Raw genomic sequence first — 553 nt, 5'->3', positions numbered from 1 at the left:
GTACCGAACGCCACGTGCGCGACCTGTGCGACCGGCTGGCGGCGGAAGGCACGCCCGCGCTGGTGCTGCGCCCGCGCGGAAACGACGCGGGCTGCGTGTGGACCCTGAACCTGCCCGAACCTTCCTGCGGCGCTGGCCCTCTCCGCAATGCTGGTCCTGCCTGCGGGACCGGTCCCCTGCACCTGCCCAATCTGGCCTTCGACCTGCCGCCCGACTTCGGCGCGCTGCTGGAAGTGCTGGCCGAACTGCGCGTGACCCACATCCATGTCCACAATCTGGCGGGCTACCCCCACGCCGCGCCGGAACTGCTGCCGCTCATGGCCCGACTGCTGGAAATCCCCTGCGACGTCACCGCGCACGACCTGTCCGCCCTGTGCCCGCGCATCACCTGCATCGGGCCGGACGGCTATCCCTGCCCCATCGCACTGGACGGAGACGGCGGGGCGACCGTCGGCGCGCCATGGCGCTGCGGGGCGTGCATCGCGGCGGAAACGCCACAGCTGGGCAACACGGACATCGTGCGCTGGCGCGCGGCTTGGGGCGCGTTGCTGGA

General features: G+C 72.0%; 1 protein-coding gene. It reads left to right on the top strand.

Features of this window, described 5'->3' with window-relative positions; all coding sequences use genetic code 11:
- Nucleotides 1-14: 14 nt before the first annotated feature.
- Nucleotides 15-553 (top strand): glycosyltransferase family protein (locus FVW20_RS18470; protein WP_504739170.1); only part of this gene is annotated, 539 nt, incomplete at its 3' end.

This window comes from Nitratidesulfovibrio oxamicus, assembly GCF_015731765.1.
Taxonomy (GTDB): Bacteria; Desulfobacterota; Desulfovibrionia; order Desulfovibrionales; family Desulfovibrionaceae; genus Cupidesulfovibrio; species Cupidesulfovibrio oxamicus.
The sequence above is the reverse complement of the archived record's forward strand: the minus strand, read 5'-3'. Positions and strand labels throughout refer to the sequence as shown.